The sequence below is a fragment of the Microbacterium sp. LWH7-1.2 genome (assembly GCF_038397755.1).
Classification (GTDB): Bacteria; Actinomycetota; Actinomycetes; order Actinomycetales; family Microbacteriaceae; genus Microbacterium.
In genome coordinates, this window is record NZ_CP151637.1 from 1,716,606 (window position 1) to 1,740,776 (window position 24,171).

Below are 24,171 nucleotides of genomic sequence, written 5' to 3' on the forward strand. Positions count from 1 at the left end.
CCATGGTAACGACTCCTCCTCCCGTCTCCTCGCGCCGCCCCCGTGTCGTCGTCGTCACCGCCGACGTCGTGGGCGCTCGCATGGCAGGTCCCGGCATCCGTTTCGTGGAGATCGCGACCCAGCTGACTCAAGTGGCGGACGTCACTCTCGCGGTCGGTATCGAGGGGAGCGATGTCGGAAGCCTGAGCGGCCGTGGCTTCTCGGTGCGGGAGTTCCGCGGTCGGGACGAGCTCGTGGCCCTCGTGAGCTCCCACGACATCGCGTTCTGCCAGCTCATCGACGACGAGGTCGTCCGCCAGGGCGCCGCTGCGGGATGCCGCTTCATCTTCGATCTCTACAACGCCCTGCCGGCCGAGGCGATCGGGGCCGAGCGCATCGGGGGCTTCGACACGCAGCCCGAGATGGATGAAGTCTTCAACGACGTGCTGTCGTTCTTCCGCTTCTGCATGCGCGCCGGCAGCTACTTCGTGACGTCCAACGACCGACAGCGCGACTTCTGGGTCGGATTCATGATGTCTGCTGGCGGCCTGCTGCCGAGCGAGCTGCGGGGGCGCCACACCGCGGATCTGATCGGCCTCGTGCCGTTCGGCATGGAAGACGGGGATCCGCAGAGTGACCGCCGCGCGATTCGTCGCGAGCTGGGCATCAGCGAGGACGACCTGGTGCTGCTGTGGGCAGGCGGCATCTGGGACTGGTTCGACGCGGAGACACCCATCAGGGCGGTTGCCGAGTTGCGTCGTGAACGCCCCGACGTTCACCTGGTGTTCTACGGCACGACGCATCCGAACTCTCTGATCGGCAAGCCCAAGAACGTCGAGCGTGCGGAGGCCCTCGCGCGAGAGCTGGGCGTCTTCGACGCGGGCGTACACTTCATCGAAGGATGGGTGCCGGCCGAGGACCGGGCGGCATACCTGTTGGACGCCGATGCCGCCATCTGTGCCCACAAGGCGTCTTTTGAGACCCGCTACGCCTTCCGCACTCGGATCCTCGACCACTTCTGGGCGACGCTGCCGAGCATCGTGACGGAGGGCGACTGGTTCTCCGAGTACATCGAGACACGCGGCCTCGGTCCCGTCGTGGGTTACGGCGACGTCGCGGGCACAGTGGCCGCGATCCGCGAGCTCTCCGATCCGGAGCGACGGGCGGACGTGCGACGCAATGTCGCCGCCATCCGCGAGGAGTGGCGCTGGGCGGCCACCACCTCCGAGCTCAAGGCGATGGTGGCCGACTGGGAGAGCCGCCTCCTCCCCCGCGCCGTGCCGCCGCGCGAGGACCGCCCGGAGGCGCCGGCGCCCCCGGTCGGCATGATCGCACGGGCGCGGTCGAGGGCGTCGCGGTCGCCGATCGGCACGGCGTACCGGGGGCTACGTCGTCGGGTCGGAGCGCTCGCGCGCCGGCTCCGCCACCGGCCGGCCCGCTGACCCGGCCGCGACCACGCCCTCGTAGAAGTCGGCCACGGTGTCGAGGACGTCCGGCCAGCGGTAGGCGGCCGCCGTCGCCAACCCTGCCAGCCGGAGCCGCTCACGCTCCTGCGGGTCGTCGAGCAGACGAACGAGCGCCGCGGCGAGCGCCTTTTCATCGTCCTGAGGCACCACGATGCAGTTCTCGCCGTCGCGGCAGAAATCGCGGTTGCCGTGGGAGTCGGTGGTGATGACAGGACAGCCGGCCGCCATCGCTTCGAGGATGGGGAGGCAGAAGCCCTCGTGGCGCGACGTCTGCACGAAGACGGTCGCCGTGTTGTAGAGCTCGTTCACCTGCTCGTCTCGCGGTCGCACACGGTAGTCGACCATCGGGTCCACCACGATGTCGGGCTCCGCCCCGAAGAGCAGGAGCTTCGGGCGGGCGTCGCCCAGGCTGCGCCAGGCGCGCTCCGTCATGGCGAAGTTCTTCTGGAAGAACGAGCGCCCGAGAGCCAGGACCGTGCGCTCCTCGCGCGCCCATCCCGCGATCTCGTGGAAGACGCCCGGGTCGTAGCCGTTGGGGATGAGCGTCGTCTGGAGGCCCACTTGAGCGAGCTCCTGGCGCTGGTAGCTCGCTTCCGTGAGCGCCAGGTGCTCACGCCGGTAGCTGGCCACCACCGCGGCCTGCGCGGCAGGGTCGTCCGGATAGAACCACGTCTCGAACTCCTGGACCAGATACACCGGGATGCCGTGGCTCACCGTGGCGAGCCACACGACCTCCGCCGTCTCCCACCAGGTCGCGACCTTCACGGCGTCCTCGTTGCGCAGCGAGAGCAAGAGGTCTTCGTAGTTGCGGAAGGTGGAGACGGGGACGCGGAGGTCGAACCAGGTGGGCTCGTCCTGCAGCGACCAGATCTCCACGTCGAACCCTCGGTCGGCGAGCCCGTTCGCCAATTCGAACACGATGCGGATTCCCCCGCTGATGGACGTCGCGTTGAGCACGAAGATGATGCGGTGGGCTCCGGCATCGGTCGTGGACCGCCGCTCGAGCAGCCATCGACGCTGCTCGCCCTCCAGATGCAGTTCCGGCAGGACCCGGACGGGCATGACGGTGCTGCTGAAGCAGAGCGTGCGGAAATTGCCCGCCCATCCGTGTCGGATCAGCCTGCCGACCTGGCTGTCCAGATCCAGGCCGGCGAGGTGGCGGCGCGCGATGTCGACCCGGTCGATCGCGGCTGAGGTGGCGTACAGGCCGTGTGCCGCCGCGGTCAGCACATAGCGAGGGATGCGGTTCTGGCCATAGTCGCGCTCGCCCGGGAAGGCCGGCCACACCTCACCCGTGCGCCGGTCGATCTGGTAGCCGGCCGCGACACCCCCGGGAGCGGCGTAGGCCGGCGTCACGAACCCGATCTCCTGGTCGTGGTGGTACTCGTACGCTGCGTGCTGCAGCTCCACGATCCTCTCGGCGGGCGGCAGCGGCTGGGAGGCATCGATGAGGACGAGGTCCCACCTGCGGCGCTCGCGATGCATCCAGTCGTGGATCTCCGCCAGGTCGATGCCTGGCGCGGCTCCCATGCCTGCGGCGACGGTATAGGCGGTGTCGGGGATCTCGCCCGCGTGCGCCGCGATCTCGGGCGCGAGCACGAAATGAGCGCGCAGCAGGCCGTGCGCGCGCCGAAGCCACGCGCGCACGTCGTCGACGGGGGTGCCGTAGACCACGACGACGACGTGCTTCCAGTGGATGCGATGCCATGCGGCGGCCCGCACCGGCGTCAGAGTCGTCGTGACTCCCTGCGCGTACGTCGCGCCCGGTCCCGGAAGGGCGGTGCGCACGGCGTCGCGATGGCGTGCGTAGCGGCCGGGCCCCAGGCGGAGGAGCAGCGCGGTCTCGCCGAGCGCACCGGCTCCCCGCTCGGCCATCCGCGCCGCCGCGTGCGCGCCGCGTCTGATGAGCTGCTTCAGCATGTTCTCCGTCCAGGTGACTGTGGTCGCAGGTGACGAGTGTAAGGCGGCCGCCTGTGGCCGCACGTCGGCACCGGGGCCTCCGTCAGGGGCGCGCACGCTCGACGGTATCGTGGATGCCGACCACGTCGGCGTGGCGCCGCGCAACCCGGGCGCGAGGCGCAGAGCCGGCACGACGAGAGAAAACCAATGATCGCAATGACCATGATGGTCCGCGACGAGGCTGACATCGTCGGGACGATGATCGAGCACCACCTGGACCAGGGAGTGGATCTCTTCCTGGTGACCGACAACGGCTCCGTCGACGGAACCCGCGAGATCCTGGAAGGCTTCGCGGCAGACGGGAAGATCGAGCTCGCGCACGACCCGCGACACCTCAAGCAGCAGCATGCGGTGGTGACCGCGATGGCGCGCGAGGCGGCCCACAGAGGGGCTCTCTGGGTCCTCAACGCCGATGCCGACGAGTTCTGGGTGGCGAAGGACCCGCATCGGACCATCAAGGAAGAGCTCGCGACCATCGATCCCGTCATCGGCGCGTTCCAAGTGCCGGTGATCGACATGACCGGCGCCGTGGCCGCTGCCGGCACGGGGCTCCAGCGTCTCATCTATCGCGATCACCGGCCTGACGAGCTCCTCCAGGAGCTCGGCATCCACGCGCACGCGACGCCTGATGTGGCGTTCGTCGCGCGTGAGGACGTGGAGGTCGCGCAGGGCAACCACTTCGTCGACATCGCACCGAACGGCAGTCTGGCCGACGCTCGAGGTCTTGAGGTCTATCACTTTCCGTGGAGATCCCTGGCCCAGTTCGCGCGGAAGGTCGAGAACGCGGGTCGCGCCTATGAGGCATCCCCGCACCTGCGGCCGAGCGCGAACCACCACGGTATGCGCGATTACCGTCGCCTCCAGGACGGTCTCCTGCGCACCTCGTACATCGCACGCCATCCCTCGGAGGAAGAGCTCGCCGAGGGTCTCGCCAAGGGGTGGTTCGTCGAGGATCACCGGATCGCGGCCACCCGGACGTCCGCCGTCGCCGACGAGCCCATCCCGACCGCCGAGATCGAACTGGAGCGGGCGATCATGTCCCGCGTACGCCCGCTCGAGGCTAGGCTTCAGCGGCTGGAGCAGGAGAAGCGGAAGGCCACCGACGACCTGGACTTCGCGAGGCGCCACATCGACGAGCTCGATTCACTCGTGGCGTCGCTCCGGGAGGAATCCGACCATGCGCAGCGCGAGCGCGAGGCGGCGGTCAACCAGCTCGAGGACATCAACCGCAGCCGGGTCGTGCGCGCCGCACGCCGCGTGGGTCTGCTCAGCCACCTGTAGCCGGCCCGCCGGGGACGCCCGATCCGCCCGGGTACCCTGGGAGGATGCGGAAACTCCTCGTGACCGGCGGAGCCGGGTTCATCGGCTCGAACTTCGTTCACCACGTCGTAGCCCACACCGACCACCACATCACCGTGCTCGACAAGCTCACCTACGCCGGCAACCGCGCGTCTCTGGCCGGGCTCCCCGAGGGTCGCGTGACGTTCGTCCACGGCGACATCGCCGACGCCGCACTCGTCGACGAGGTGATGCCGGGGATCGATGCGATCGTGCACTACGCGGCGGAGTCCCACAACGACAACTCCCTCAACGACCCGCGGCCGTTCCTGGACACCAACATCATCGGCACCTACACGCTGCTGGAGGCCGCCCGCCGCCACGGCACCCGGTTCCACCACATCTCCACCGACGAGGTGTACGGCGACCTGGAGCTCGACGACCCGGAGCGGTTCACCGAGTCCACGCCGTACAACCCGTCCAGTCCGTACTCGTCGACCAAGGCCGGCAGCGACCTGCTCGTCCGGGCTTGGGTGCGCTCGTTCGGGGTGCAGGCGACGATCTCGAACTGCTCCAACAACTACGGGCCGTATCAGCACGTGGAGAAGTTCATCCCCCGACAGATCACGAACGTGCTTCGCGGCATCCGTCCCAAGCTCTACGGCAAAGGCGAGAACGTCCGCGACTGGATCCACGCCGACGACCACTCGTCCGCCGTGCTGACCATCCTCGACAAGGGCGTCATCGGCGAGACCTATCTCATCGGCGCCGACGGCGAGAAGAACAATAAGGACGTGGTCGAGCTCATCCTCACGCTGATGGGGCAGGATGCCGACGCGTACGACCACGTCACCGACCGCGCCGGCCACGACCTGCGCTACGCGATCGACTCGACGAAGCTCCGCGAGGAGCTCGGCTGGGAGCCGGCGTACCGGGACTTCGACGCCGGGCTGGCCGCGACCATCGACTGGTACCGCGCCAACGAGGACTGGTGGGCACCCGCCAAAGACGCCACCGAAGCCTTCTACGCCACGAAGGGCCAGTGATGACGGCGTTCGGCAAGGCGCTGACCGCCGTGGAGACCGGCATCCCCGGTCTGGTCCTGTGGGAGCTGCCCGTGCACGGCGACAGCCGCGGCTGGTTCAAGGAGAACTGGCAGCGCGAGAAGATGACGGCGCTGGGACTCGCCGACTTCGGTCCGGTGCAGAACAACATCTCGTTCAACGACGCCGTCGGCACGACCCGCGGAATCCACGCGGAGCCGTGGGACAAGTGGGTCTCGGTGGCGACCGGTCGCATCTTCGGCGCGTGGGTCGATCTGCGGGAAGGCCCCACGTTCGGCGCCGTCTTCACGGCCGAGATCGACCCGTCGCGCGCGATCTTCGTTCCCCGAGGCGTCGGGAACTCGTATCAGACGCTGGAGGCTGACACCGCCTACACATATCTCGTCAACGATCACTGGTCGCCGGACGCCGCATACAGCTTCCTGAACCTCCGCGACGAGACGGCGGCCATCGCGTGGCCGATCCCGCTCGATGAGGTCGAGATCTCGGAGAAGGACAAGCAGCACCCTCGCCTCGCCGATGTGACCCCGATCCCGCCGCGACGCGTTCTCGTCGTGGGCGCCGGGGGTCAGCTCGGGCGGGCACTGCGGAAGGAGTTCGCGGGCGAACCCCACGTCGAATTCGCCTCCCGCGCGGAGCTGGATGTCACCTCATCCGAGCTGCCGTCGGCTCGGCGGTGGCGCGACTACGGCGCGATCGTCAACGCGTCCGCCTACACGGCCGTGGATCTCGCCGAGACGCCGGCCGGCCGCCGGGACGCCTGGTCGGCGAACGTCGCCGGGCCCGCGGCTCTCGCGCGCATCGCGACCGAGAACGGGATCACGCTCGTCCATGTGTCCAGCGACTATGTGTTCGACGGCTCGGCCGACCGCGCCTACCGGGAGGACGACGAGATCTCGCCGCTCGGCGTGTACGGCCAGACGAAGGCCGCCGGTGACGCGGTGGTGGGGACGGTCCCGCGTCACTACATCGTCCGCACCTCGTGGGTGATCGGCGAGGGGAAGAACTTCGTGAAGACGATGGCCGGGCTCGCGGACCGCGGCGTGGATCCCCGGGTCGTCGACGACCAGATCGGCCGCCTCACGTTCACTGATGACATCGCCCGCGGTATCCGGCACCTGCTGACGGCGACCCCGCCGTACGGCACGTATAATCTCACGGGATCGGGCGATCCGGCGTCGTGGGCAGACGTCGCGCGCGCGGTCTTCGCGGGAGTCGGCCACGACGCCGGTCGTGTCACCGGCACGTCCACCAGCGAGTACTTCGCCGCGGCCGCCGGACCGGTCGCGCCGCGACCCGGCAACAGCGTGCTCGCCCTGGAGAAGATCGCCTTGACCGGCTTCGCGCCCGCGGACTGGCGTGAGAGCCTGCGGGCCTATCTCGCCGACTCGCGGCTCACTGACTGACCGCCCACCTGCCGGTCACCGACAGGTCGAGGACGTGCCGATCACGGGACCGTGACGTCGCGGCAGCCCAGGAGCGTGTGGCCGCCGGCTGCGGTGTTGATCCCGTAGGCGCACACCCGGTGGGTTCCGGACGCCATCGAAACGAACTCGCCGAATCCGTGCCTGTCTCCGTGCAGCGGGTACACGCGGGCGACGTCGGGCCGCGACTTGTCAGCGACATACGCCTTTCCGACCGAGTCGACGTAGATGTGGACGGCGATGGACGCGCTGCTGTCGGGGTCGAGCGCCCACCCCGAGATCGTCGCTCCGCCCGTTCCGAGCATCGCCGCCTCGTAGTTGCCTACGGGAGGGCGGCCCAGATCCTTCTCCGACACGACGTCGGCGGTCTTGCAGCCCAGGAGCGTGTGACCACCGGGCCCCGTGTTGATCGCATAGGCGCATACCGTGCTGCGCCCGATCGGGAGCGTGAGCTGCTCGACGAACCCGTGGTCGGCGCCGTATGCGGGGTATACCCGGCCCACGTCGTCCCTCGTCTTGTCCGCGGTGTGCGCGGCGCCCGTGCTGCCGACGTAGAGGTGCACCTGGATGGGCGCCGTCGTGTCGGGGTCGATCGCCCAGCCGGACGCAGTCGCCGCGGATCCGCTGATCGCCAAGCCGTCGAAATTACCGATCGGAGCGCGGCCCTGGTCGAGCGTGCCCGGCACGACGACGCTCCGACACCCGAGCAGCGTGTGCCCGCCCGGCCCGGTATTGATGCCGTAGATGCAGACCGTATGCGTCCCGGGAGCCGCGGGCACCGATGTGCTGAACCCGTGCGCGCCACCGTAGGCGGGATACACCCTCGCAACGTCGGACCGACTGCCGGCTGCCGTGATGGCCGTCCCTGCCGAATCGACGTAGACGTGCACGGGGATGGATGCCGCGGTGTCGGGGTCCAGCGCCCATCCACTCACCGACACCCGGCCGTCTGCCGCCGATACCTCCTCGATCGCGCCGACCGGGGGTCCGCTCATCGCCGACAGCGTGCGGCATCCAAGGAGTACGTGGCTTCCGGCGCCGACATTCATGGCGTACACGCAGACCGCGACGTCGCCGGCGCCCGTCGCGGACACGGCCGCATCGAACCCGTGGCGTGAACCGACGGCGGGGTACGCGGCGCCGACGTCGGACCGCTCGATGTCGGCGGTCACGGCAGTGCCGGCTGAACCGACGTAGACGTGTACCGCGATCGGGTTCTTCGTGTCGGGGTCGGCTGCCCATCCGGCGACCCGGAACTGGCCCGGCGACGCCTGGATGAGCTCGATGTTGCCGAACGGGTTGCCGCCCCCGGTCGTCGATCCGAACCAGTCGGTGAAGTAGTTGAAGAAGTTGCGGTTTCCGTAACTTGAGCACGCGTCGCCCTCGCCGTAGCCAGCCCGCAGGGCGGCCGCGTTCGGCTGGTACGGCGTGTAGTAGTACAGATTGGCGGTCGCCTGGTTCTGGATGTAGACCGGCGAAGATCCGCACGCCTGGTTGGGGTTCCAGCGGACATTCCACGTCTTGCCCGGTGCATACCAGGTGAAGTACTGGCTGGTGCCGGGAGGGTTGGCGTACCGCTTGAGCTGCCACGCAGCGCCGTACACCTGATTGAAGAAGCCGTAGTAGCGGGTGTCACACGCAGCCGTGTCGGGGCAGCCCTGCCCCATCGCGATCGTGTAGCGCCAGTCGCTCGGCCACACGTGGGTAACCAGACCCTGCTCCTTCTGCAGCGTGGCCAGGATCACCTGCGGGTTGATCCCGCAGGCCTGCGCCACTTTGTAGATGATGGTCGACGCGCGCTCGCGGGTGCCGCCCGAGTAGGGGCTGCACATGGCATCGCCTGTCGTCGTGCGGGAGGTGTCGTACCAGTCTCGCAGGCACGTGTAACCCGACTGGCACTTCGGCACCTTCTGCTCGAGGAACTGCTGGATCTGCTCCGCGGTCATGGTGCCGCTGCGGAAGAACACCGCGTCGCTGATGATGTTCCCCGGCTGGAACTGCGTGAGGTCAGCGGTCTTCACGATCCCCGCGGGGGCAGGCTCCGCCGCCGCCGCTGACGCCCCGGACGCAGCGAGCGGCAGCAGGCCGAGCACGAGCAGCAGCGCACTCAATCCGGCGAGCACGGCCCGCGTCGGGTCGACGATGACCGCATGGTTCTTATCCCCCACCATGTGAACAGTGTGGCGTATGTGACGCCTGGTGTACAACGGCGCTGATGTTTACTCATCAGCGACACGCCGTTCCCGCAGAGAGGCGGCTGTCGCTCAGAGTTCGGCGTGCAGAGCCCAGACCTTGTCGGCAGCCTCCCGCCACGAGAAGGCACGACCGCGATCGGCGGAAAGGACGCCGAGTCGTTCTCCGGCGGCGGTCGAGCCGAGCGCCGATCTCAGTGCGGCCCCGACACCCCCCGCGAGCTCAGCAGCGCTCGTCGCCGGCACGAGAACGCCGCCGTCGACCACGATCTCGTCATGCACCGCGGATGACACCGCCACCACCGGCACCCCGAGCGTCAGGGCGTCCACAACTCGCCACGGGAAGGCGACGCGCCGCGACGGTGCCACGAGCGCGACCGCCGCACCGAAGACCGCAGCACGATCGGCCGCGTCCAGAACCCCCCGCACGTGCAATGCTCGCTCCGGCAGTCCGGCCGCGGAGGCAAGGTCCGCCACCGCAGGCTCGTGGCCCTCCTCGACGTCGATCACGACGACTGGCAGGTCGACACCGGATGCTGCGACCGCAGCGAGTCCGGCATCCAACCCCTCCGAGCCCAGCGGGCCGCCGGCGAGCAGCACATACCCCTCCGGCAGACCCAGCGATCGACGACGTCCGACCTCATCCGTAGGAACGGCGAACCCCGACGGCGAAGCCCCGGGGATCACCCGCACCCGGTCCCTGAGGCCCGGCGCGATCTCCAGCAGCCGCACCGCGAGCGAGTGCGTCGGCACCACGACGGCGTCCGCGTGCTTGACCGCGCGCTTCAGCATCGCCTTGTGCCACGCCACCGACGACCGGGTCAGCTCCGAAGGCGACTCCCAGGGCCGCAGATCCCACAACGTGACGACGGTCTGATCGTGGTCGTGCACCCGGTCGTGGCGTACAAGCGGCGCGAACAGCGACGGCGAGTGGATCATCCCGCCGCCGATCCCCGTGCCCACGCCGAGCTGCAGCGCAGCAGCGAGCTCGCGCCGCGGCAGCGCCGTGCGGCGCACCCCCGCCAGCCCGGGCACCGCATCCAGAGCGCCATCAACTCCACCGGCGGGCGCGATCGCCTCGACCTCGCACCCCGACGGCGCTCCCAACACCAGCGCGCGCGCGAGCTCCCGCGACGCCTCCGCGACCTCGGGTTCGGTGGGCGCGACGAGCTGGTCCAGCACCACGCGAAGAGTTGCGGCCACGATCACTCCCCCGCAGGCGTCGGGGTCGGCGGGTGGAGCGTGGTCTGTACGAGGTTGGCGATGTACGCGTAGTCGGGGTTGAACTCGTCGATGCCGCCCTCGGGCGTCAGCTCGAGCGCCTGCACCTGCTGTTCCTTGGCCTTGAGCCCGAGGTCGACGAGAGTCGGGATGAGCGACTGCGGCAGATCCGTCTCCACGATGTCGGCACCGGCGTTCGCGACGTCCTGGAAGCGCGTCAGCACGACCTGAGGCGTGAACTGGGCGAGGATCGCCTCCTGCAGCTCACGCTGGCGCCTCATACGGTCGAAGTCGCTCGTCGTGTAGCGCGAGCGGGCATACCACTGGGCGGTGTCGCCGTCCATGTGCTGCTGTCCCGGCTCGATCCAGCCGATCGCCCACGCGTCGACGTTGTGCGGATCGACACCCTCCGGCGGTCCGCCCTTGGGCAGCCGCTCGACGACGTTGATGTCGACCCCGCCGAGCGCGTCGACCAGCGACGCGAACCCGTGCATGTCGACGAAGACGTAGTACGGGATCTCGATGCCGAGGATCCCCGAAGCCGCGTCCTTCGTCGCCTCGATCGCGGGCGCAGATCCCTGTGCCGCAGCATCCGGATACAGACCCGTCCCACGGTCCTCCCGGCACTGCTCGACGGCATTCGTCAGCTGGTTGATCCCGCTCCCCCAGCCGCACGTCGGGTCGCCGTGCCCCTCGAAGCCGTTCGGGTACTCGTCCTGCATCGGCCCTTCGGCGAACGGGAAGTTCGGCATGTCACGGGGGATGCCGGTGATCGTCGTCGCGCCGGTCGTCGCGTTCACCGAGACCACCGAGATGCTGTCGAACCTCATCGAGTCGCGGCCCTCGCCGCTGTCGGCGCCCAGCAGCAGGATGTTGTAATACCCGTCCGAAGGCGGCACGGTGGGGCCGCTCGCCCCGAAGATCGTGCTGATCGTGCTGCGGACAGCTCCGACGGCGTTCGACGCGTACACGGCCGTGCCGCTGCCGACCACCAACAGACCGACGGCCACCAGCGCGATCGCGAAGCGCGCCACGCCCCCGGTCTTCACCAGCCGCACCAGGCGCAGCGTGTCGATCGTGAGCACTGCCCACAGCACCGCGTACGCGATCAGCAGCCCCTGCGCGATCAGCAGCGGCAGCGGCCGCAGCAGCCCGAGCCAGTCGGGAAGCCATGCGCCCGTCACGATACTGAGCCCCGCGGTCGGCGCGAGCAGCGCGAACAGCAGCGCGACGACGAGGAGCACCCACATCACCAGGGTCGTGGCGATGCCCAGGCGGCCCAGCTTGCGGTTGCCCGCAAGCACCTGCGCAGAACCAGGGATGAGGAAGTTGAGCCCGACCAGCCACCACCCGCGGCGCGTCATGACGGCGCGGGACGAGGCATCCGGATTCCTCATCGGACGCTCCTGGACGACGCCCAGCCCTGACGGACGGGCGCTGGTGCGCGGCGCGCTCATGACGCTCACAGTGAGTCCTTGAGCCGCCGGTTCTTCTGCTCGACCTGCGCTTCGAGGTCGCGGGCGTAGGCCTCGACGCTGTCCGCGATGCCGGCGTCCGCACTGCCGAGGATGCGCGCGGCCAGGAGTCCCGCGTTCTTCGCGCCGTTGATGGAGACGGTGGCGACCGGGATGCCGGCGGGCATCTGCACGATGCTCAGTAGCGAGTCCATGCCATCCAGCGTCGCCAGCTGCACCGGGACGCCGATGACCGGCAGGGCGGTGACGGATGCCAGCATGCCGGGGAGGTGCGCCGCGCCACCGGCCCCGGCGATGATGACCCGAAGGCCGCGTTCGCGGGCCTCACGCCCGTAGCGGATGAGCTTGTCGACCGTGCGGTGCGCCGAGACGACCTCGACCTCGTGCGGAATGCCGAAATCGGTGAGCGCCTGAGACGCGTCGCTCATGACCCGCCAGTCGGAGTCGGAGCCCATGACGACGCCGACGAGCGGCGCCTCGGAGGAATGAAGGGGCGCAGTCACCCGTCAAGGCTAGGGGGCGTGGCTGCAAGAACCCCGCAACGGCGCGCAGAGCGGCATCGCCGCCCTGCCCATTGCGACTCGCGACGGAATCGGCCGCGGCTGCGCCAGATTGTGTCAACCCCGACGGCACCGCGGATTCACCGCCTATCGTGAGAGCCATGGATGCGACGACCATCACCCGTCCCCCACTCCGACGACGGTCGATCAGCCGGTGGTTGATCGCGGTGCTCGTGATGGCCGCGGGCGCGGCGCTGACTGTTCCGCAGGCGCCCACAGCCGCCGCCGAGATCAGGGACGTTCCGGAAGCGGAGGGGTACGACTATCTGGCGGGCGAGCCTGCCATCTGGGGCAGTGTCGCGGGCACCGCGGGGGCTTACGTCGACAAGGCGTGCTCGGGCGGCTACACCATCGCAGGCGCCTCGGGGATGTTTCTGACTACCGCCGGCATGTGCAGCGTGGGACTCGCCGCCGACGGCAGCATCCGGGGTGATGCGGGCTATCACGCGGACCTCTTCGCACGACGGGACGCCGATCCTCTCGTCCTGCTCAAGCTGCGACCGGGGAACGATGCCTTCCAGATCATCGTCGACCCGACCACGCGCGCCATGCCGGGTGACGGAAGGGTCGTCGGATGGACGCGCAGCGCCGACCAGCCGGTCGGGCTGCTCATCGGGAAGATGGGGATCGACACCGGCTGGACCGAGGGCCGCGTCCTGGGCACCGCTCCCGGGCGCTTCGGCGAACTCCTCCTGTGCACGGACGCGACCGCTTCGGCCGGTGATGTCGGCGGTCCGGTCTGGCGCAACGACGAGTCCGGCCTGCGCGCGCTGGGCACCGTGGTGGGGATCAGCGACCGAGGTGGCGCCTGCTATCGCCCGATCCAGGAGACGCTGTACCAGTACGGCGCGTACCTGCCGACCTTCGGGCCAGGCCAGGGCGTCCCGAGCTGGGGCACCTTCGCGCCTGGCATGGTCCGCTACAGCGGGTCGGTAGAAGTAACCTACGTCGGCCGCGTCATCGACAAGGGAGACGACTGGCGGCTCTGAGGCGGCGAGGCAACGGCCGCCCCGGGCCGGATCGTCGGAGACCGGCCCTTCCCGCCAGCGTCTCAGTCCAGGAAGAAGGATGCTGCGGCCCGCGCCTGGTACGCGACGTCGTCGAGTTCGTCGCCCACGACGTTGACGTGGCCGACCTTGCGACCGGGGCGGGGCGTCTTGCCGTAGGTGTGGACCTTCGCCTGCGGGTGCTCGTCCATCGCGGCGGCGAAGCGCGCGTCGAGGGACTCCTCCGCGGGCCCGCCGAGGATGTTGACCATCACGGCCCATCCGGCGAGGGGGTCGGTGTCGCCGAGCGGCAGATCGAGGACGGCCCGCAGGTGCTGCTCGAACTGGCTCGTCACGGCGCCGTCCTGGCTCCAGTGCCCGCTGTTGTGCGGGCGCATAGCGAGCTCGTTCACGAGGAGCCGTTCGTCGGTCGTCTCGAAGAGCTCGACCGCGAGCATCCCCGTCACGCCGAGTCCCTCCGCGATGGAGACGCCGATCCCGGCGGCCACCTGCTGCAGGCGGTCGCTCGAGTGCGGAGCGGGCGCGATCACCTCGGCGCACACGCCGTCGCGCTGCACGGTCTCGACGACCGGGTACGCGCGGACCGCTCCCGAGGGGCGACGTGCGACCTGCTGCGCGAGCTCGCGCGTGAAGTCGACGAGCTCCTCGACGAGAAGGGCGCCCCCGTGCGCGTCCTCCGCAAGGGTGGCGAACCAGTCGTCGGCCTCGGTCCCGGCCGACACGACACGGACGCCCTTGCCGTCGTAGCCGCCGCGCGGCGTCTTCACGACGGCCCGGCCGCCGTGGTCGTCGATGAAGGCCTGCAGTTCGTCAGCGTTCGCGACGGCCGCCCAGTCGGGCTGCGGCATCCCGAGCTCCTGCAGGCGGGTGCGCATGACCAGTTTGTCCTGCGCGACCTTCAGCGCCTCGGGGCCGGGGTGCACCGAGATGCCCTCGCCGACGAGGGTGGCGAGGACGTCCTGCGGCACGTGCTCGTGGTCGAACGTGACGACGTCGACGTCGCGCGCGAAGGCGAGGACGGTGTCCGCGTCGCGGTAATCGCCGACGGCGGTCGCGGCGAGGGATGCCGACATCCCCTCGTCCTCGGCGAGCACACGGATCTCGACCCCGAGCTCGACCGCCGGCGCGATCATCATGCGGGCCAGCTGCCCACCCCCGACGACTCCGACTCGCAGCGCCATGCCACTCCCTCTCTGCAGACTTCCTCCATCATCCCGCACCCGCGGGACGATGAACGCGCCGGGTCAGGCCTGCGGCAGCGGAGGCTTCGGTGGGACCGAAGGCTGCGCACCCGGCGGAAGCGGCTGGGCGTCGCGGTGAGCGAGGATCTGGTTGACCTCGACCTGGTCGACGAGCGCCTCGTGCACCAGCTCGGCGCTGGGGATGTTCGCGAGCTTCAGCGGCTCGTCGATGCCGTTGGTCAGCGTGATCGTCCCGGCGCCCCACATGCGCTGCAGCAGGCCTCGGCGCACCTTGAGGGTGTAGCCGCGCACGTGCGCCAGTTCACGCCGCTTGACGGAGAGGACGCCGCGACGTTCCATCACGCGCCGCGTGGTGATCGTATAGATGTGACCCGCCCAGGCCAGATAGGGCAGCACGACGAGCAGCAGCACGACGACCGCGGCGCCGGCGAGCAGCATCCAATCCTCGAGAGGAGCAGGCAGGTTGCCGTAGAAATAGCCGCACGCGGCCGCCACGGCGATCAGCACGAGCGCCGACCAGGAGAGCCGCCGGGCATGGGCGCGGAAACGCGCGACGAGCAGCTCGGGCGTGGGCGCGCCAGGGGCGGGCGTCAGCGGCCTTCCGCCGTAGCTCGTCGGCTGCGTCATGTCCCCATTGTGCGGTGCAGGACTGACAGTCCGGTGCGCACCCGCCGATTTACGTCAGGTGCCGCGTTTCGACTGGCAAGCTCGCTCAACGACCGGGAACGAGGCCACGCGCCGCGTTTCGACTCGCAAGCTGGCTCAACGACCGGGAAAGAAGCCACGCGCTGCGTTTCGACTCGCAAGCTCGCTCAACGACCGGGAAGGAGGTGACGCGCCGCTCAACGATCGGGAAACAACAGCCCGCTCAACCCTCGGATGAGGCGGGGCGGCTCCGCACGTGCTCCACGTCTCCGGCCGACACGACGCTCTCGAACTCGGAGTCCTGCACGACCACCAGGCGCCCGTCGGGATCGATCCGCTGCGCACGACCCCAGAGCGTGTCGCCGTTCGGCAGCGACACCGCCACATCGCTTCCCAGCGTGCTGCACAGCGCCTCGACTTCGGCGAGCACGCCCGAGGAGGCGGCGTCACCGCCGGCGGCGCCCAGCGCCCTCAGCTGCTCGTCGAGGGCCACGAGGTAGTCGGCGAGCAGACGGTCGTCGTCGCACGTCAGCCCCGCCGCGGCGAACGAGGTCGCCGTCGCGACGGGAAGGTCGACGGCCGCCATGGTGGTGTTCACGCCCGATCCGATCACGACGATCTCGGGCTGCCCCGGCACCACTTCCGCGAGGATGCCGCAGATCTTCGCTCCGTCGAGGAGCACGTCGTTGGGCCACTTCAGCGTGGCGGTGTGCGCCGAGCCGACCAGCTGCGCCGCGATCGCTCGGGTCATCGCCGCACCTGCGATCAGCGGGATCCACCCGCGCGCGGCGACCGGAAGCTCCGACGCGTCGACCGCGACCGACACGGCGAGCGCCGAGCCCGGCGGCGTCACCCACGTCCGGTCGAGACGCCCGCGACCTGCCCGCTGATCGTTCGTCAGCAGCAGCGACAGGTGCGGCCACTCATGCGGCGCCTCGATGACGTGCCGGATGACATCGGCGTTGGTCGAGTCCGTGGTCTCGACGACCTGGACGCGCGGACTCACGGCGGCGGTGAGCGGGAACCCCTCGGACGAGAACGTCATGCCGCTCACGCTACGCCTCCCGCCGGCCTGACGCCCGCCGGTCCTCGCCGAGCACGAACAGAGGGCGAACAGCGGATGCCGCTCCCCCTTGTGCGAACCCTCCAACGGATCGACAGGACCCGCCGATAGGGTGGAATCCGTGACCGAGCTGCCCGACCTCTCGACGACCGCCGGCAAGATCGCCGACCTCCGCGCCCGCTTCCAGGAGGCCGTCCTCGATCCCGAGGAGGTCGCGAAGCAGAAGCAGCACGCGAAGGGCAAGGGCACCGCCCGTGAGCGCATCGAGATGCTCCTGGACACCGGCAGCTTCGTCGAGCTCGACGAGTACGTGCGCCACCGCACGACCGCCTTCGGCATGGACCGCTCCCGCCCGTACGGCGACTCGGTCGTCACCGGCGTCGGCACGATCCACGGCCGCACCGTCGCGGTGTACTCGCAGGACTTCTCGACCTTCGGCGGATCGCTCGGCGAGGTCGCCGGCGAGAAGATCATCAAGGTCATGGAGTTCGCGCTGCGCAGCGGCATCCCGATCGTGGGCATCCTCGACTCCGGCGGTGCGCGCATCCAGGAGGGCGTCGTGGCCCTCGGCAAGTACGGCGAGATCTTCCGTCTCAACACGCGCGCGTCGGGTGTCATCCCGCAGATCTCGATCATCATGGGCCCGGCCGCGGGCGGCGCGGTGTACTCGCCCGCCCTCACCGACTTCGTGGTCATGGTCGACAAGACGAGCCAGATGTTCGTCACCGGTCCCGACGTCATCAAGACCGTCACCGGCGAGGACGTCGGCATGGAGGAGCTCGGCGGCGCGCATACCCACAACACCCGCTCGGGCGTCGCGCACTACCTCGCCGAGGACGAGGACGACGCGATCGACTACGTGCGCTCGATGCTCGGCTTCCTCCCCGACAACAACATGGCGGAGCTGCCGGTCTACGAGTCGGGCTTCGAGTTCGAGACGACGGATGCCGACCGCGCGCTGAACGCGATCATCCCCGACTCGCCGAACCAGCCGTACGACATCCACCAGGTGATCCGCGGCATCGTCGACGCCGAGGACTTCCTCGAGGTGCAGCCGCTGTTCGCCCCGAACATCGTCATCGGATTCGGCCGTATCGAGGGCCGCTCGGTGGGCATCATCGCCAACCAGCCTTCTCAGATGGCGGGAACCCTCAACATCGAGGCCGGCGAGAAGGCCAGCCGCTTCGTGCGGTTCTGCGACGCGTTCTCGATCCCGATCGTCACGCTCGTCGACGTGCCCGGCTACCTTCCCGGCACCGATCAGGAGTGGACCGGCGTCATCCGCCGCGGCGCCAAGCTCCTCTACGCGTACGCCGAAGCCACGGTGCCGCTCGTGACCGTGATCCTCCGCAAGGCCTATGGCGGCGCGTACATCGTGATGGGTTCGAAGCAGCTCGGCGCCGACGTCAACCTCGCGTGGCCGACGGCCGAGATCGCGGTGATGGGCGGCCAGGGCGCCGTCAACATCCTGTACCGCGGCGAGATCAAGAAGGCGGAGGAGAACGGCGAGGACGTCGCCGCCGTCCGCACGCGCCTCGCGAACGAGTACACCTACAACGTCGCCTCGCCCTTCCTCGCCGCCGAGCGCGGCGAGCTGGACGGCATCATCGAGCCGGCCGCGACCCGCGTCTCGATCGCGAAGGCTCTGCGTGCCCTCCGCGGCAAGCGCGCGAGCCTTCCGCCCAAGAAGCACGGGAACATCCCGCTGTGAGCCTCGAAGACGGAGGGGCGACGGATGCTGCGCCCCAGGGCCCGACCATCGAGGTCCACCGCGGTGCGCCCACCGAGGAAGAACTCGCCGCGCTCATCGCCGTCGTGAGCGAGGCGTACACCGGCGAGGCGGCCGAGGCCGTCGCCGACGACCGCGTGACCCGCACCGGGTGGCAGCTGTCGCAGCGCGCCCTCCGGCAGCCGCTGAACCGCGATCTCGGCTGGGGCCGGTTCGGGAGCGCCTGATGGCGAGCGTCGGCGGTGGGATTCATGGACCCGGTCCACTGCCGGCGGCTTTGTCCCCCGAAATACCTACAGACACATCCCTTGCAACCCCGAGATACTTGACTCGCTGGAACGCTTCTGCGTTCGGTCGATCCGACACCGCTTAGCGGATGCCCCGGGTCCGGCCATGCGGATGGTTTTCGGGTAACCGTCCGCGCAGGCGAGGGGCGGGCGGCTTCGCCGCCCCTCGCCTCCTTCATCTCCCGCTCTCCGCCAGAATCCCCTCCCCCTTTCCGGCGGAGAGCGAGTCTGCCCTCGAACCGGGCGGATCCGGCACCCGCGAATCGCGGGGCCGCGGCATCCATCACCGTCCTGACGAGGCGATCAGACGCCTTTGTCAAGGGATTGCGGCGTGGCGGGTCAGGCCCTGCCCGGGTGCGGGATCTCGCGCCAAAGGTCGACGGAGTCCTCGTCGCTGGGTCCGCCCACCGAGGGCGAGCGACCCACCACGGTGACGGCGACCCGCTCGTCCGGCGATGTGCGGATGTAGAGCCGGTCGGAACTCGCCGAGCGCAGCGCCTCGGCCAGCTGGGCGCGGATGATCCCGAGGGTCTCGTCGTCGACGTCGTCGAGTCCGCCCTCGTCGAGGACCGTGACGTTGGCGCCGCGGCGCCGCGCCCGTTCGAGCTCGCCGCGCACCTCGTCGTCGAGGAGGCGGGGTCCGCGCATCTCGTCGCGCAACCGGCCCTCGGCGATCCGCGCCTCGAGGCGGTCCGCATCGGTGAGCACGCCCGCGTGCGCGACCGTGCGCGTGAGCACCGGCCCGGCGACGGCGAGGGCGCGCTGCACCTGCACGCGCCGCTCCCGCTGGCGCACCACCTGCGACGTCTGCCAGCCGGTGGCGGCACGCTGCAGCCGCGTGAGGCGCGAGGTGTCGCGGGCGGCGCGGTCCATCGAGAACACCAGCAACTGGGCGCTCGTGACCCACACGATCGAGCCGACGAGGCCCAGTCTCAGCGCGGTGAGCGGACCCATCCACAGGGAAGACGCGACCGCGAGCAGCACGATGCCGGCCCACGCCGTCCAGGGCCGACGCCGTACCATGACGATGGTCATCAGGGCGCCGATCCCTCCGAGGTACCACGTGGCGAAGGAGGCCTCGCGCGCGGTCTCGCCGACCGCGATCGGGATGGCGTTCGGCACGATCACCGCGCACGCGAGCGCGAGCGCCTGCGCAGTTGCGGGCAGCGGCAGCGGACCGCGGATGCCCTCACCCACCGGGTGCGGTGCCGCCTGCGCTTCGAGACTCTCGGGCGACGCTTCGGCCGGTCCTGGCGCCCCGGCCGGCTGGGCGCGGTGAGATGGGCGCGCCCAGAAGATGCAGAGCCACGCCGTGGCGAGGTAGATGCCGACCACGATGACGATGATGAGCGGGTAAGGAATCGGCTGCCCCGTCCACAGCAGACCACGCGCGGCGAAGTATGCCGTGAATGCGACGCCGAGCACGGTGAGGACGTTCTTGACGCTGATCATGACGACGGTTCCTGCCAGGTGAGGCGCACGACGGTGCCGTGAGGCCCCGACTCGAGATCAGCCCGTCCTCCCACCGCGGCGACGCGGGCGATGATCGACGCGCGGATGCCGAGACGATCGTCCGGCACGGCGTCCAGGTCGAATCCCTCGCCCGCGTCGTGGACCTCGACACGGACGGTCCCGTGCGCGGCGGGGAGCACGACTCCGAGTCCCGCACCACCCGCGTGCTGGACCGCGTTCGCCACGGCCTGCGTCGCGGCGAGTGAGAGGGCGCGGGCCACGCGTCCGGGAATGAGCGGGGCGGCCGGGTCGATCTCGCGGTGCACGTCGACATCGACGCCCAGCTCCCGGGCCGCCTGGGCGATCTCCTCGGCCAGCGCGGCCGGAGCCCACGGCTCGTCCGGCCCCTCGTGCTCGTCCTGCTCGGTGTTGGCCAGCCGGGTGAGCGCCTCGCGGGCCATGGTCGCCGCGAGCGTGCGCTCGCGAGGAGTGGTGGCCCGCTCGGCGGCGATCAGCGCCGCGAGGACGCTGTCGTGCATCAGCGCCGCCACCGCGACGCGCTCCTGCTCGGCGGCATCGGCCGCGGCGGCCTGCGCGTACGAGGAGACCGCCTGGGCGCGGGTCTTGTCGACGTTCACCGCGACCGACCGGAACAGCCACCCCAGCGTCAGGATGATCCCGCCCAGGATGAGCGCGAACGTCACGTCCAGGATCGCCACCGTCCAGTAATCGGCCGCGAACCCGACCTGGATCATCCGGACGACGCCGAACAGAAGCGGCAGCGCGATCGTGAAGGCGATCTGCAAGGGGAAGGGGAACGCCAGCACGGCGGCCAGAGTCGCGAGGTTCAGCAGGTACCAGATCCACGGCTCGTCCGTGGTCGGCGGTGCCACGCCCGCCGTCGCGATCGGCCACATCAGGAGGACGAGGACGTAGACGATCGCGAACACGCCGGCCGCCGGGCGCACGCCGCGGCCGATCACGCAGGCCAGCACCATCACACCGAGGGCGCCGAAGACGACGACCATCAGCGGAACGTGCCATCCGGGGCGCTCCGGGGCCGGCCCCAACGCGCTCAGGAACGACTGGAGTCCGAGGATCAGCGAGCCGAAGCCGCCCGCGACGAGCGAGATGATGCGCTCGACGCGCGATCGCGTGAACGATCCGATCCCGGCAGTCGTCTGCGGCGAGTGCGGGATCTGCCCCCACGCCGTGTCCAGCACACCGGTCGGTGCGTCAGCGGCCACGCGTGGCCTCTCCCGGGTCCGCCGAGGGCTCGACGAGGATCCCGTCCTCGACGGCTCGGTGCAGCAGATCGATCTTCGTCGGAGCGGGCCTGCCGACCTCGACGTATTTGACGCGGATGCGCGTGATGTTCTCCTTCGCCGTCGAGTACGCGACCCCGAGGCGATCAGCGACGACCTTGAGCGGCAGGCCGGCGGCGTAGAGGCGGAGCACGTCGCGTTCGCGCGCCGACAGCTGTGCGTCGGCGAAGGCTCGGTCGCCTTCGACGGCGCTGGCCCACTCGACGTTGTTGAGCGGCTCGCCGCGCGCGACCGTGCGCACCGCGGCCATCACGTCGCCGATGGGCGAGGACTTGCTGACGACGCCGGCCGCACCGGCGGCGAGCGCCTCACGCACGGCCGCGGGCCGGTCGGCCACGCTGTGGATGATGACGCTCGAACCGTCGAGCACGAGACGCCGCACGTTCTCGGTGACCGTGGTCCCGTCGCCGAGCGTCAGGTCGAGGACGACCACGTCGGCGGGGGCCTGTCGCGACATCGCCCGCCAGTCGACGTACTCGGTGACCGTGTTGCCGGAGAAGGCGACGCTCATGGTCTCGGCCCGGGCGCACGCCGCCTCGAGGCCGAGCCGGACCGACTCGTGATCGTCGATGAAGGCCACCCGCGTCATTCCGCCAGCCTAGCGACGAGTGTCACGCGCGGGTGAGAACCGCCACGGCTTCGACGTGATGTGAATTCGGAAAAAGGTCCAGGCCATCGACACTTGCGACCTCGTACCCGCCGGCGCGGAAGGTGGCGATGTCGCGCGCGAGCGCGACCGGGTCGCAGGCGACGTAGACGATCGTCGAGGGCGCGAGTGCGGTGAGGTGATCGACGACGTCACGGCCGGCTCCCGAACGCGGAGGATCCAGCAGCACCACCCCTCGCGACAGCCGCTCGCGTTCGGGAGCGGATGCCTCGGCCGCGAGCCGTGCGAGCCACCGGTCGACGCGCCCCGTCTCGGCGCGCGCGCCGACCCAGTCGGCGAGGTTCTCCCCCGCGTGCTCGGTGGCACGGGCATCGGACTCGACGCTCGTCACCCGGGTCGAGGAGCCGCCGAGCTCGCCGAGCGTCGCCGCGAAGAGGCCGACGCCGCCGTAGAGGTCCAGATGCCAGGCATCCGGGTCGACGGCGGGAGCGTCGCGGGGCAGGGCGCGGAGCGCGGCGGAGACGGTCGTGGTGAGGGTATGCGCCGCGAGGCGGTGGACCTGCCAGAACCCGCCGGCATCCACACGGAAGTCCCGGTCACCGACACGCTCGAGGACGACCTCGGGAGCGGGAGCCTTGCGAGGCTTGGCGGACGACGCTCGAGCGCCGCGGCCACGTCGGGGCGCAGCATCCGTCTTCCGCTCCGGCCGAGCAAGGATGCGAACGCGACCGTCCGCGGGCTGGACGAGATCGATCCGGCCCGGCTCGCCGCCGTGGAGCGCGAGCGCGGCGGACTCCACCGCCGAGGTCGCGAGGGGCAGGTCCTCGAGGGGGACCACGCGGTGGCTGCGCGCGGCGTACTGGCCGACGTTGCCGTCCGCGTCGACGTGCAGGCTCACGCGGGTGCGCCAGGCGGTGCCGTCGACGGACTCGCCGTCGGCCTCCTCGCTGCCGTCCGCGAGGACCGAGGTGACGCCGCTCATCGTGGCGACGGGCTCGGAGACGCCGCCGAAGCGATGGAGGGCGTCGCGCAGCACCTCGAGCTTGAGAGCGCGCTGGTGCTCCAGCGCGATGTGGCCGAAGTCGGCGCCGCCCGGGCGCTGCTCGGGCGGAACGTCGACGTCGGCCTGCCGCCACACGTGCAGCTGACGGTGCGGCGAGGCCTCGAGCACCTCGAGGGTCTCGCCGCGCCAGAACGACTTCTTCGCGGTGTCGGTGAGCCGCACGCGCACGCGCTCCCCCGGGATCGCGTCGGGCACGAACACGACGCGTCCCTCGTGCCGCGCGACGAACACGCCGCCGTGGGCGACGCCCGTGATGTCGAGGTCGAGGAGGTCGCCGGTTTCGCTCACCCGACGAGCCTACGCGCGGTGAGGCGTACCGTTCGCAGGACCGACTCCACTCGAGCGCCCGGCAGGGCGCCGAATAATGCGGGGTCGGCCCGTTGCCCCGCGCACCAATCCTGCAAACGGCAAATGGGCGGGCGTGGATACGGTGGGTTCATGCGCGTCTGCCTCGCCTCGACCTCGCCCGCCCGGCTGATGCTGCTCGGGCAGTTCGGCATCCGCCCGCTCACCGTCGCTCCCGACGTCGACGAAGAAGCGGTGATCGCCGCGGTCGAGGCGGCCGAGGGGCGCACGCTCGCGCCCGACGAGCACGTGCTCCTGCTCGCACGGCGCAAGGCGGCGGACGTGGCGGTGCGCCTGCACGACGACATCCCGGACTTCGACGGCATCGTCATCGGCGGCGACTCGATGTTCGAGATCGACGGCGAAGTGCTGGGCAAGCCCTACACACCCGAGAACGCGGCCGCCCGCTGGCGTGCGATGCGCGGCCGCACCGGTGTGCTGCACTCCGGCCACGCCGTGGTGCGCATCGAGCCGGGTGAACCCCCGCGTGAGGTGCATGCGACGGCTGCAGCATCCGTCTCCTTCGTCGCGGACGTGACGGATGCCGAGATCGACGCGTACGTCGCGACCGGCGAACCCCTGCACGTCGCCGGCGCGTTCACGGTCGACAGTCTCGGCGGCGCCTTCATCGACCGCGTCGACGGGGATCCCTCGACGGTCGTGGGCATGTCGGTGTCGACCCTGCGCCGCCTCGTGCGCGAGGTGGGCGTGGACTGGACGGCGCTGTGGAACACGTCCGACCCATCGCTCGAGCGCGGTGAGATCGGCGAAGAGTCGTTGTAGTAGGAATCCCACGTTTCTGGTCGGTTCTTGTACGAACCGGTCAAA

Annotated in this window: 20 protein-coding genes; 8 read left to right on the forward strand and 12 right to left on the reverse strand. The window is 70.1% G+C overall.

The genetic code is table 11. The features are described from left to right. Positions 1 to 2 precede the first annotated feature (2 nt). Positions 3 to 1,421 (forward strand): glycosyltransferase, encoded by a 1,419-nt coding sequence (locus tag MRBLWH7_RS08145; RefSeq protein WP_342000951.1) that lies wholly within the window; start codon positions 3 to 5, stop codon positions 1,419 to 1,421. Here the strand turns inward: MRBLWH7_RS08145 and MRBLWH7_RS08150 are convergent. Continuing rightward, on the reverse strand, positions 1,365 to 3,365 hold the full coding sequence (locus MRBLWH7_RS08150) for a glycosyltransferase family 4 protein (RefSeq protein WP_342000954.1): 2,001 nt from the start codon (positions 3,363 to 3,365) through the stop codon (positions 1,365 to 1,367). The genes MRBLWH7_RS08145 and MRBLWH7_RS08150 overlap by 57 nt on opposite strands. A 195-nt stretch (positions 3,366 to 3,560) precedes the next feature. Between MRBLWH7_RS08150 and MRBLWH7_RS08155 the strand changes: the two genes are divergently transcribed. From MRBLWH7_RS08155 to MRBLWH7_RS08165, 3 genes are read left to right on the forward strand one after another with little or no spacing between them, the layout of a single operon-like run. Further along, on the forward strand, positions 3,561 to 4,685 hold the full coding sequence (locus MRBLWH7_RS08155) for a glycosyltransferase family 2 protein (protein ID WP_342000957.1): 1,125 nt from the start codon (positions 3,561 to 3,563) through the stop codon (positions 4,683 to 4,685). Between the two features lie 44 nt (positions 4,686 to 4,729). Beyond that, positions 4,730 to 5,728, forward strand: coding sequence for a dTDP-glucose 4,6-dehydratase (gene rfbB / locus MRBLWH7_RS08160; protein WP_342000960.1), 999 nt, complete (start codon positions 4,730 to 4,732; stop codon positions 5,726 to 5,728). Continuing rightward, on the forward strand, positions 5,728 to 7,152 hold the full coding sequence (locus MRBLWH7_RS08165; protein WP_342000964.1) for a bifunctional dTDP-4-dehydrorhamnose 3,5-epimerase family protein/NAD(P)-dependent oxidoreductase: 1,425 nt from the start codon (positions 5,728 to 5,730) through the stop codon (positions 7,150 to 7,152). Before rfbB ends, MRBLWH7_RS08165 begins: the two co-directional genes overlap by 1 nt. Positions 7,153 to 7,193: 41 nt before the next feature. Here MRBLWH7_RS08165 and MRBLWH7_RS08170 read toward each other — a convergent pair whose 3' ends face one another. From MRBLWH7_RS08170 to purE, 4 genes are all read right to left on the reverse strand, one after another. Further along, entirely contained in the window at positions 7,194 to 9,341 is a 2,148-nt protein-coding gene (locus MRBLWH7_RS08170; protein ID WP_342000967.1) for a hypothetical protein, read from the reverse strand. Between the two features lie 93 nt (positions 9,342 to 9,434). Further along, the gene (locus tag MRBLWH7_RS08175; protein WP_342000969.1) at positions 9,435 to 10,565 is read right to left on the reverse strand and encodes a glycosyltransferase; all 1,131 of its coding nucleotides are present in this window, start codon (positions 10,563 to 10,565) and stop codon (positions 9,435 to 9,437) included. A 2-nt stretch (positions 10,566 to 10,567) separates the two neighbouring features. Further along, positions 10,568 to 12,049, reverse strand: a complete 1,482-nt coding sequence (locus MRBLWH7_RS08180; protein ID WP_342000972.1) for an LCP family protein — start codon at positions 12,047 to 12,049, stop codon at positions 10,568 to 10,570. Next, a complete protein-coding gene (purE, locus tag MRBLWH7_RS08185) occupies positions 12,046 to 12,513 on the reverse strand; it encodes a 5-(carboxyamino)imidazole ribonucleotide mutase (RefSeq protein WP_342001975.1) in 468 nt (155 codons plus the stop codon). The genes MRBLWH7_RS08180 and purE overlap by 4 nt, the downstream gene beginning before the upstream one ends. Positions 12,514 to 12,719: 206 nt before the next feature. On the opposite strand from purE, the gene MRBLWH7_RS08190 reads away from it, so the two are divergent. Further along, positions 12,720 to 13,607, forward strand: coding sequence for a hypothetical protein (locus MRBLWH7_RS08190; RefSeq protein ID WP_342000975.1), 888 nt, complete (start codon positions 12,720 to 12,722; stop codon positions 13,605 to 13,607). Positions 13,608 to 13,669: 62 nt separating this feature from the next. Here MRBLWH7_RS08190 and MRBLWH7_RS08195 read toward each other — a convergent pair whose 3' ends face one another. From MRBLWH7_RS08195 to MRBLWH7_RS08205, 3 genes are all read right to left on the reverse strand, one after another. Beyond that, positions 13,670 to 14,806, reverse strand: coding sequence for a 5-(carboxyamino)imidazole ribonucleotide synthase (locus MRBLWH7_RS08195; RefSeq protein ID WP_342000977.1), 1,137 nt, complete (start codon positions 14,804 to 14,806; stop codon positions 13,670 to 13,672). Positions 14,807 to 14,869: 63 nt separating this feature from the next. Further along, the gene (locus MRBLWH7_RS08200) at positions 14,870 to 15,454 is read right to left on the reverse strand and encodes a PH domain-containing protein (RefSeq protein ID WP_342000979.1); all 585 of its coding nucleotides are present in this window, start codon (positions 15,452 to 15,454) and stop codon (positions 14,870 to 14,872) included. Positions 15,455 to 15,695: 241 nt separating this feature from the next. Further along, the gene (locus MRBLWH7_RS08205; protein ID WP_342000980.1) at positions 15,696 to 16,517 is read right to left on the reverse strand and encodes a biotin--[acetyl-CoA-carboxylase] ligase; all 822 of its coding nucleotides are present in this window, start codon (positions 16,515 to 16,517) and stop codon (positions 15,696 to 15,698) included. Positions 16,518 to 16,647: 130 nt separating this feature from the next. Here MRBLWH7_RS08205 and MRBLWH7_RS08210 point away from each other — a divergent pair, with 130 nt between their 5' ends. Both MRBLWH7_RS08210 and MRBLWH7_RS08215 read left to right on the forward strand, forming a co-directional pair. Beyond that, a complete protein-coding gene (locus MRBLWH7_RS08210) occupies positions 16,648 to 18,246 on the forward strand; it encodes an acyl-CoA carboxylase subunit beta (RefSeq protein ID WP_342000983.1) in 1,599 nt (532 codons plus the stop codon). After that, positions 18,243 to 18,491, forward strand: a complete 249-nt coding sequence (locus MRBLWH7_RS08215) for an acyl-CoA carboxylase subunit epsilon (protein WP_342000985.1) — start codon at positions 18,243 to 18,245, stop codon at positions 18,489 to 18,491. The genes MRBLWH7_RS08210 and MRBLWH7_RS08215 overlap by 4 nt, the downstream gene beginning before the upstream one ends. A gap of 399 nt (positions 18,492 to 18,890) precedes the next feature. Here the strand turns inward: MRBLWH7_RS08215 and MRBLWH7_RS08220 are convergent, their stop codons facing one another. From MRBLWH7_RS08220 to MRBLWH7_RS08235, 4 genes are read right to left on the reverse strand one after another with little or no spacing between them, the layout of a single operon-like run. Then, on the reverse strand, positions 18,891 to 20,003 hold the full coding sequence (locus tag MRBLWH7_RS08220; protein WP_342000987.1) for a hypothetical protein: 1,113 nt from the start codon (positions 20,001 to 20,003) through the stop codon (positions 18,891 to 18,893). After that, a complete protein-coding gene (locus MRBLWH7_RS08225; RefSeq protein ID WP_342000989.1) occupies positions 20,000 to 21,250 on the reverse strand; it encodes an ATP-binding protein in 1,251 nt (416 codons plus the stop codon). The genes MRBLWH7_RS08220 and MRBLWH7_RS08225 overlap by 4 nt, the downstream gene beginning before the upstream one ends. Continuing rightward, the gene (locus MRBLWH7_RS08230; protein WP_342000991.1) at positions 21,240 to 21,917 is read right to left on the reverse strand and encodes a response regulator transcription factor; all 678 of its coding nucleotides are present in this window, start codon (positions 21,915 to 21,917) and stop codon (positions 21,240 to 21,242) included. The genes MRBLWH7_RS08225 and MRBLWH7_RS08230 overlap by 11 nt, the downstream gene beginning before the upstream one ends. A 22-nt stretch (positions 21,918 to 21,939) precedes the next feature. Further along, positions 21,940 to 23,286, reverse strand: coding sequence for a TRAM domain-containing protein (locus MRBLWH7_RS08235; protein WP_342000993.1), 1,347 nt, complete (start codon positions 23,284 to 23,286; stop codon positions 21,940 to 21,942). Positions 23,287 to 23,436: 150 nt separating this feature from the next. Between MRBLWH7_RS08235 and MRBLWH7_RS08240 the strand changes: the two genes are divergently transcribed. Continuing rightward, a complete protein-coding gene (locus tag MRBLWH7_RS08240) occupies positions 23,437 to 24,126 on the forward strand; it encodes a Maf family protein (RefSeq protein WP_342000995.1) in 690 nt (229 codons plus the stop codon). The last annotated feature ends 45 nt before the right edge of the window (positions 24,127 to 24,171 follow it).

What these genes read in the sequence shown, in the direction of transcription:
- purE (WP_342001975.1), bottom strand. Translation starts at nt 12,513, where the DNA reads ATGGGCTCCGACTCCGACTGGCGGGTCATGAGCGACGCGTCTCAGGCG.
- rfbB (WP_342000960.1), top strand. Translation starts at nt 4,730, where the DNA reads ATGCGGAAACTCCTCGTGACCGGCGGAGCCGGGTTCATCGGCTCGAAC.
- MRBLWH7_RS08145 (WP_342000951.1), top strand. Translation starts at nt 3, where the DNA reads ATGGTAACGACTCCTCCTCCCGTCTCCTCGCGCCGCCCCCGTGTCGTC.
- MRBLWH7_RS08170 (WP_342000967.1), bottom strand. Translation starts at nt 9,341, where the DNA reads ATGGTGGGGGATAAGAACCATGCGGTCATCGTCGACCCGACGCGGGCC.
- MRBLWH7_RS08190 (WP_342000975.1), top strand. Translation starts at nt 12,720, where the DNA reads ATGGATGCGACGACCATCACCCGTCCCCCACTCCGACGACGGTCGATC.
- MRBLWH7_RS08220 (WP_342000987.1), bottom strand. Translation starts at nt 20,003, where the DNA reads ATGATCAGCGTCAAGAACGTCCTCACCGTGCTCGGCGTCGCATTCACG.
- MRBLWH7_RS08150 (WP_342000954.1), bottom strand. Translation starts at nt 3,365, where the DNA reads ATGCTGAAGCAGCTCATCAGACGCGGCGCGCACGCGGCGGCGCGGATG.
- MRBLWH7_RS08195 (WP_342000977.1), bottom strand. Translation starts at nt 14,806, where the DNA reads ATGGCGCTGCGAGTCGGAGTCGTCGGGGGTGGGCAGCTGGCCCGCATG.
- MRBLWH7_RS08205 (WP_342000980.1), bottom strand. Translation starts at nt 16,517, where the DNA reads ATGACGTTCTCGTCCGAGGGGTTCCCGCTCACCGCCGCCGTGAGTCCG.
- MRBLWH7_RS08155 (WP_342000957.1), top strand. Translation starts at nt 3,561, where the DNA reads ATGACCATGATGGTCCGCGACGAGGCTGACATCGTCGGGACGATGATC.
- MRBLWH7_RS08240 (WP_342000995.1), top strand. Translation starts at nt 23,437, where the DNA reads ATGCGCGTCTGCCTCGCCTCGACCTCGCCCGCCCGGCTGATGCTGCTC.
- MRBLWH7_RS08200 (WP_342000979.1), bottom strand. Translation starts at nt 15,454, where the DNA reads ATGACGCAGCCGACGAGCTACGGCGGAAGGCCGCTGACGCCCGCCCCT.
- MRBLWH7_RS08165 (WP_342000964.1), top strand. Translation starts at nt 5,728, where the DNA reads ATGACGGCGTTCGGCAAGGCGCTGACCGCCGTGGAGACCGGCATCCCC.
- MRBLWH7_RS08230 (WP_342000991.1), bottom strand. Translation starts at nt 21,917, where the DNA reads ATGACGCGGGTGGCCTTCATCGACGATCACGAGTCGGTCCGGCTCGGC.